A 7,805-nucleotide genomic window follows, 5' to 3' on the forward strand; every position below is an offset into this window, starting at 1 on the left:
CCCGGAGCCGGCGGCTGCGCCCGCCCCCGCGCCGGCGCCGGCCGAGCCCGCGGTCGCGGCAGCGAAGCCCGCTGCGGTGGCCGAGCCGAAGAAGGAAGAGGCGCCGCTGAAGCCGGCGGCGCCGGCCGTCCCCGAGCGCTACGTCAGCCTCAACTTCGACAACGCGGACATCTCGGTCGTGATCCAGACCATCGCGGAGCTGCTGCGCCTCAACTACATCGTCTCGCCGTCGGTGCGCGGGCGGGTCACCATCCAGACGACCGAGAAGTTGCCGGTGAGCGCCCTGCTGCCGGTGCTCGAGCAGATCTTGCAGGTCAACAACTTCACGGCCGTCAAGTCCGGCGACTTCTACAAGATCGTCCCCGTGGCGCAGGCCAAGCAGGAGAACGTCGAGACGGTGCCGATGGAGGCCGCGACGACCGCAACGACGGGCCTCGTGACGAAGATCGTCCAGCTGCGGCACATCGGCCCCGGCGAGGTCGTGAAGGTCCTCACGCCGTTCAAGACCGCCGCCGGCGTCTACCAGGCCTACGAGCCCGCGCGGCTGCTCTTCCTGACCGAGATCCCCGGGAAGATCGCCGACCTGATGAAGATCGTGGAGGTGCTCGACGTCGACACGTTCGCCTCGATCCAGGTCGAGCTCTACCCGGTGCGCCACGCCGGCGTCGAGGACCTCGCCAAGGAGCTGACCCAGATCGTGACGCAGGTGTACACCGCCGCGGGACGGGCGCGGACGCTCTTCCGGATCGTGCCCGTGCCGCAGTCGAACGCGATCATGGTCTTCTCGGGCGAGCCGGGGCTGGCCGTCAACGTGCGCGAGTGGATCGGCAAGCTCGACCTGCCGGTCAGCGAGGCCAACGAGCGGATCTTCGTCTACCCGCTGTCGCACGCGAACGCGGAGACGCTCGCCGGGGTCATCGAGAAGATCTTCCGGAAGGAGCAGTCCAAGGGCGGCTCGCGGAGCACGTCGGGCCCGACGGCGTCGCCTGCCGCGGCGACGCCGGCCCGCGTCGCCCCGTCGCAGGTCCCGGGGCAGCCGGCGGCCCCGGCGGCGCCCGTGGCAGTCTCGGGCGCCGTCTCGCTCTCCGGCGGCATCGGGGAGAGCGGGGCTGCCGCGCCCGTCGTCGTCGTGCCGGACAAGGACACCAACTCGCTGATCGTCCAGACCGCCGCGTGGTTCTACCCGACGGTCGAGGACGTGATCCGCAAGCTGGACCAGATGCCCAAGCAGGTGCTGATCGAGATGCTCATCGCGGAGATCACGCTCGACGACACCAACGAGTTCGGCATCAACTGGGCGCTGACCGGGCAGGGCGCGGTCAAGGCGCCGGGGGAGACGTTCAACCTGACGAGCGCCACGAATCTGACCGCCGCGGCCTCGAAGTCCGCCTTCTCGTTCGCCGTCTTCGAGGCCAACCGCATCAGCGCCGCGATCAGCGCCTACGCCAACGCCAAGAAGCTGAACATCCTCTCCGCGCCGCACATCCTGGCGACCAACAACAAGGAGGCCAAGATCGACATCGGCTCCGAGGTGCCCATCCTCAAGAGCCAGCAGACGACGCCGCTCTCCTCGAACACGACCACGACGACCACGACGGCGAACACGATCACCGCCGACATCGAGTACCGGCCGACGGGCATCATCCTCACCGTGACGCCGCACGTGAACGAGGGCGGCTTCGTCACCCTCGATCTGCAGCAGGAGGTCAGCGAGGTCCAGGAGGGGCTGACCACCACCGGGCTGAACTCGCCCACCTTCATCAAGCGGACGGCCAAGACGACGATGGTCGTGCGGGACAACCAGACGCTCGTCGTCGGCGGGCTGATCCAGCAGAAGGTCACGACCTCGCGCACGGGCGTGCCCGGGCTCTACAAGCTGCCGATCATCGGCTACCTCTTCGGCAACAAGTCCAACGTCGTCAATCGAACGGAGTTGGTGCTGCTCATCACGCCGCGGGTGGTCGAATCCGTGGAGGAGGGCGACCGGCTCACGCGCGCCATCCAGGAGCGGGTACTGACGCTCAAGAAGGGGATCAGCGAGTTCATGCCTCCCCCCATGGAAAAGAAGGTCACGCCATGAGACGCATCGGCCCGCTTCTCGCCGCCGCCGCGCTGGCCGTCGCCCTGGGCGCGGGCTGCGACCGCCCACCGGACGAGGCCTGGCTGCGGTTTCTCGGCTTCGACCGCTCGGCGGCGGTGGACACGGTCTCGCCCCTCACGGTGATTGAGGGGAGCCTCGCCTCGGGCGTCGAGAAGGCGAACGCCGGGTTCGTGAACACCAGCTTCACGGTCGGCGGGGACAACACGACCGCGGGCACGGGCATCTTCGTCTACAGCGCCCACGTGGAGTACGGCCTCGCCGGCTCCGCGCTGCCGAGCTACGACTACCCGGTCACGCTCTACCTGGCCGCGCCGAAGGCGGGCGAGACGACCACCGGGAAGATCTTCGACTTCCCCGTCGTGCCCGCGGCCCTGAAGGAGTGGATCGCCGCGAACGTCCCCGGCTCCGTGATCTCCCTGACCGCGCGGGTGACCTTCCACGCGCAGACCGACGAAGGCACCCGCCTCGAGACCGACGGCGGCATCCAGATCGTGCTCACCCGGTAGGCCCGGACGCGTGGCGCGCATTCTGATCACCGGAGGAGCGGGCTTCATCGGCTCGCACCTGTGCGATCGTTTCCTCGCCGAGGGCGACGAGGTCATCTGCCTCGACAACCTGCTCACCGGCAGCGTCGACAACATCGCGCACATCACGAGCCCGAAATTCCGCTTCGTCAAGTACGACGTCACCAACTACCTCTACGTCGACGGGCCGCTGGACGCGATCCTGCACTTCGCGAGCCCCGCCTCGCCGGTGGACTACCTGGAGCTGCCGATCCAGACGCTCAAGGTCGGGAGCCTCGGCACGCACAAGGCGCTCGGGCTCGCCAAGGAGAAGGGCGCCACGTTCCTGCTCGCCTCGACCTCGGAGGTTTACGGCGACCCGCTCGAGCACCCCCAGCGCGAGAGCTACTGGGGGAACGTGAACCCGATCGGGCCGCGGGGCGTCTACGACGAGGCGAAGCGCTTCTCCGAGGCGATGACGATGGCCTATCACCGGACCCACGGCGTGAAGACGCGCATCGTGCGCATCTTCAACACCTACGGGCCGCGCATGCGCATCCGCGACGGGCGGGCCATCCCGAACTTCATCTGCCAGGCGCTGCGCGGCGAGGAGCTGACGGTGTACGGCGACGGCAGCCAGACGCGCAGCTTCTGCTACATCTCGGACATGGTCGAGGGGATCTGGCGCCTGCTGCGCCGCGGCGGCGCCGACCCCGTGAACATCGGCAACCCGACCGAGCATTCGCTGCTCGAGCTGGCGCGGCTGGTCATCACGCAGACGGGGAGCGCCAGCGGGATCGTGCACCAGCCGCTCCCGGTGGACGACCCGCGGGTGCGCCAGCCGGACATCACGCTCGCGGCCGGCTCCCTGGGGTGGCAGCCGCGGGTCGACCTGGAGACGGGTCTTGCCGCGACCATCGCGTACTTCCGCGAGAGGCTCGGGGCGTCCGCGGGGGGCGCCGCGTGAGCGTGCGCCGCGTCCTCCCCGGGGCGGTGCGCGCCTGCGCCGTGGCGCTTCTGGTGCTCGCGCAGGCCGCCTGCGGCGCCGCGCGCAACATCCCCGAGGAGCAGCCGCCGCAGCGCCGTGACGTGAACTACCTCGCCTACTACAGCTACCTGCAGGCCAGCCGCGAGCTGCGGGAGGGCCGGCTGCCCGAGGCCGAGCGCCTGTTGAAGGAGGCGATCGCCAAGGACCCCGGCTCCGCGTTCCTCCACGTCGAGCTGGCCGAGGTGGTCTCGCGGCTCGGCCGCACGGACGAGGCGCTGGGGCTGGCGCGCAAGGCGGTGGCCCTCGACCCCACCAACGTCGACGCCTACCTCCTCCTGGCCGACCTGGCGTCGGCGCAGCGCAAGAAGGACGAGGCGATCGCCGTGTACCGCAAGGTGATCGAGCTGGACGCCAAGCGCGAGGACGCGTACCTGCAGCTCGCGAACCTCCTGGCCGACGCCGGCCGCAAGCCCGAGGCCTCGGAGGTCCTCGGGCGTCTCGTCGGGCAGCTCCCCGGGAGCTACCTCGGCTACTACCAGCTCGGGCGGCTCCAGAGCGAGGGCAAGGAGTTCGAGGCCGCCGAGGGCAGCCTGAAGAAGGCGCTCGTGATCAACCCGGAGTTCGTCGCGGGGGAGAAGTACCTGGGCATTCTCTACGACCACTGGGGCCGGCCCGCGGACGCGCTTGCGGCATACCGCAGGCTGCTGGAGATGAATCCCCACGACACGGAGATCCGCCTGCGCGTCGGCGAGATCCACCTGCAGCGGCGCGAGTGGGCGCAGGCGCTCGAGCAGTACCAGGCGCTGCTGGTGTTCGAGCCGGGGAACCTGCTGGTGCGGACGAAGGTCGGCATCGTGCAGCTGCAGCAGGGCGCGCTCGAGGAGGCGGCGAAGACGCTGCTCGGGGTGCTCGCGCAGGAGCCCGGGAACACCCGGGTGCGCAGCATCCTCGCCCTCGTCTACGAGGAGCAGGGCCGGCTGGAGGACGCGGCGCGCGAGCTGCACGCCGTGCTGGACATGGAGCCGGACGCCGTCGACGACCGGATGCGCCTCGGCATCGTCTACCGCCGCCTCAAGCGCCACGCGGAGGCCCTGGCGCAGTTCGAGAAGATCGTCGAGCTGGCGCCGAAGACCGCGCAGGCCTACGTGCAGATCGCGCTGACGCACGATGACGCCGGCGACATGGCCGCCGCCGAGAAGACGGTCGCGCGCGGGCTCGAGGCGGTGCCCGGCGACGGCGATCTGCTCTTCCAGAAGGGGGTCTACCTCGAGAAGCGCAAGGACATCCCGGCGGCCGTGGCGGCCTTCCGCGAGGCGATCAAGGCCGACCCGCGCAACGCCAACGCGTACAACTACCTCGGCTACCTCTTCGCGGAGCGCGGCGAGAACCTCGACGAGGCGGTCTCGCTCATCCAGCGCGCGGTCGACCTGGCGCCGGACAACGGCTACTACGTCGACAGCCTCGGGTGGGCCTACTACCAGAAGGGGATGCTCGCCGAGGCGATGGCGCAGATGGAGCGGGCGGCCTCGCTGGTCAGCGACGACCCCGTGATCCTCGAGCACCTCGGGGACGTCTACTCGAAGGCGGGGCGGAGCGCGGAGGCGGCTGAGGCCTGGCGCAAGGCGCTTGCGATCACCCCGGACAACGCGGCGCTCAAGAGGAAGATCGACGATGCAAAGTAGCCTGAGTCGGGGGCTGGCCGTGGCGGCCGCCCTGTGTGTCCTCGCGGCCGGATGCGCCGGTCAGAAGCCGGCCGCAGGCCCGGAGCAGAGCCCCGCGGAGGTCTACGCGCGCCTGCTCGGGCCCAACCAGGGGCTCAGCACCATGCGGGCGGTGGTGGAGGCGCAGCTGAGTTATGCCGGCCGGCGCATCTCCCTGCCCGGGGTGCTGCTGCTCGACAGCCTCGGGGGCTTCCGGCTGGACCTGCTCGATCCGCTCGACCGTCCGGTCGCCATGATCTACAGCGAGGGCGGCCGCATCGTCCAGTATCGACCGGGGACGGGGGTCGCGGCCTCGCTGGGCGTCTTCCCGGGCGACTGCCGCGGCGTCGTGCCCGAGGACTGGGTCGCCGCGGTCCTGGCCTCCAGCTCGGGTCCGCCAGCGGGGGAGAGCCTCGCGATCAGGTCGTTCTGGCGTGATCGCGTCCTCGAGCGGCGGCGCGACGGCGCGCTGCGCGAGAGCGTGCGGTTCCGCGAGGAGGCCGGCGGACCGACGCCGCGAACCTACCTCTGGTATTGCGGCGAGGAGGACCCGGTGTTGCAGATGCAGGTGCGCGGCTCGGCCGAGGCGGCGGGCCGCCGGATGCCCGGGGCCTTCGAGGTGAGCTACCTGAAGGCGGGGCTCACCGTGTCATTGCAGCTCCGCGAGGTCGAGTCCAACCCGTCGCTCGCCAGCACGCCAGTGCGGCCCCGGTTGGCCGACGGGACCAACTGGACGTCCTGGCGGCTGCCGTAGCCCGCGCAACGGCCCATGACCGGCGGGGAGGTCCGCATCCTCGCGCCGGCCAAGATCAACCTCGGCCTGCGCGTCCTCGGCCGTCGCGACGACGGCTACCACGACCTGCTCACGCTCTTCCAGGCGATCTCGCTCTGCGACCGGCTCACGCTGCGACGCCGGGCGCGCGGCTGCAGGGTGGTGTGCCCGGCGTTGCCGGGGCTCGGCTCCGCGAACCTGGCCCACCGCGCCGCGGAGGCGCTCCTGGAGCGGACCGGCACGCGCGGCGGCGTCGAGATTCTGATCGAGAAGCGGATCCCTGCGGGGGGCGGGCTCGGCGGGGGGAGCAGCGATGCGGCTGCGACGCTGCTTGGCTGCTGCCGGTTGCTGGGCATCCGTCCGGAGCGTGGGACGCTCCTGGAGGTGGCGGCGGGGCTCGGCTCCGATGTGCCGTTCTTTCTCGAGGGCGGGGCCGCGGTGGGGACTGGGCGCGGCGAAATCCTGACACTGCTGCCGCCGTGGCCGGGCGCCGCGACCGCGCTGGTCCACATCCCGCCCGAGGGGCTTTCGACGGCCGCCGTGTACGGCAACCTGGCCCGGGGCGCATTGACACCCGCCCGGAGGCCTTTTACCATCCTGCTCTCGCGGTGGCGGGAGGGCGACCTGCGGTGTCTCGGGGACGCGCTCTTCAACGATCTCGAGGGGCCCGCCTTCAGGCTCCTGCCGCGGCTCGCCGCCGTGAAGGCCGCGCTCCTGCGCGTCGGGGCCGCCGGAGCGCTGTTGTGCGGCAGCGGCTCGAGCGTCGTCGGGCTCTTCGAGGAGCCGCGGGCCGCGCGCGGTGCGGCGCGGGCGCTGGGAGGAGCGTTCCCGGGGGCGTTCGTGAGCGCGCGCTTTCTCGGGCGTCGGAGACGGTGGGGCGTCGTCAAGCGGTAAGACACGGGTCTTTGGATCCCGCATTCGGAGGTTCGAATCCTCCCGCCCCAGCCAAGCGCCGCGCAACGCTTACGGCAAGGCCACTCCGTTAGGCGGCGCTTCCATATGGGGGGCCGGCGGCCCCCCCTGTGGCGCGGCTTCGCCGCTGTCACCCCCCCAGCGACGGGCGAAGCGCCGGACACGCACCGCTCTCAGCCGTCGCTTCCATAGGGGGGCTGTCGCCCCCCTGATGGTGCGGCCTTGCCGCTGTCACCCCCCCCCAGCGACGGGCGAAGCGTCGGGGAGGCATTGCGCTCAGCCGTCGCTTCCATAGGGGGGCTGCCGCCCCCCTGATGGCGCGGCCTTGCCGCTGTCACCCCCCGTGCCCGGGAACGGGCGAACGATCGGCGTAAGATCCTGCGGGAGGAGGCGCTACGGAGCGGGCGGGGGATCGGCGCGGCCGGTGCAGGCGCGCACGGCGCGCACGATCTGGCTGACCGGCCCGCTCTTGCTCAGGTGCACCGTCGCGCCCGCGGTGAGCATCTCCTGGGCGGTCCCGGCATCGTCGAGCATCGACAGCCCGATGATCTTGATCTCGGGCATGCTCGAGTGGATGACCCGCGTCGCGTCGATGCCGCCGAGGGACGCCATGCTCACGTCCATGAGCACGACGTCCGGGGACAGCTTCCAGGCCATTTCGATGGCCTTCTGGCCGTCGTCGGCCTCGCCGACCACCTCGATCCCGCCCTCCTCGGTGAGCATGCGCGAGAGCCCCTCGCGCATGACGGCGTGGTCGTCCACGACGAGGACCCGGATGCCGTCCCCCGGCGCGGCGGATGCGGAGCCGCGCGCGCCGGCGGACACGGAG

The 7,805-nt window shown here is 71.1% G+C and carries 7 protein-coding genes and 1 tRNA gene; 7 read left to right on the forward strand and 1 reads right to left on the reverse strand.

What is annotated here, in order from left to right:
• From gspD to VI078_08160, 7 genes are all read left to right on the forward strand, one after another.
• Nucleotides 1–2,080, forward strand: a 2,080-nt coding sequence (gene gspD, locus VI078_08130) for a type II secretion system secretin GspD (protein ID HEY5999254.1), incomplete at its 5' end; no start/stop codon positions are given.
• Complete coding sequence (locus VI078_08135; GenBank protein ID HEY5999255.1) at nt 2,077–2,607, forward strand: hypothetical protein; 531 nt, start codon at nt 2,077–2,079, stop codon at nt 2,605–2,607. The genes gspD and VI078_08135, both read left to right, overlap by 4 nt.
• A gap of 10 nt (nt 2,608–2,617) precedes the next feature.
• Nucleotides 2,618–3,571 (forward strand): UDP-glucuronic acid decarboxylase family protein, encoded by a 954-nt coding sequence (locus VI078_08140; protein ID HEY5999256.1) that lies wholly within the window; start codon nt 2,618–2,620, stop codon nt 3,569–3,571.
• A complete protein-coding gene (locus VI078_08145) occupies nt 3,568–5,274 on the forward strand; it encodes a tetratricopeptide repeat protein (GenBank protein HEY5999257.1) in 1,707 nt (568 codons plus the stop codon). The genes VI078_08140 and VI078_08145 overlap by 4 nt, the downstream gene beginning before the upstream one ends.
• The gene (locus VI078_08150; GenBank protein ID HEY5999258.1) at nt 5,264–6,046 is read left to right on the forward strand and encodes a hypothetical protein; all 783 of its coding nucleotides are present in this window, start codon (nt 5,264–5,266) and stop codon (nt 6,044–6,046) included. Before VI078_08145 ends, VI078_08150 begins: the two co-directional genes overlap by 11 nt.
• Nucleotides 6,047–6,061: 15 nt before the next feature.
• On the forward strand, nt 6,062–6,958 hold the full coding sequence (gene ispE, locus VI078_08155; protein ID HEY5999259.1) for a 4-(cytidine 5'-diphospho)-2-C-methyl-D-erythritol kinase: 897 nt from the start codon (nt 6,062–6,064) through the stop codon (nt 6,956–6,958).
• A tRNA-Gln gene (locus tag VI078_08160) sits at nt 6,938–7,012 on the forward strand. The genes ispE and VI078_08160 overlap by 21 nt, the downstream gene beginning before the upstream one ends.
• A gap of 357 nt (nt 7,013–7,369) precedes the next feature.
• Here the strand turns inward: VI078_08160 and VI078_08165 are convergent.
• Nucleotides 7,370–7,805: response regulator transcription factor (locus VI078_08165; GenBank protein HEY5999260.1), on the reverse strand; the 436-nt coding region annotated here is incomplete at its 5' end.

It is taken from the genome of bacterium (genome assembly GCA_036524115.1).
Classification (GTDB): Bacteria; JAUVQV01; JAUVQV01; order JAUVQV01; family DATDCY01; genus DATDCY01.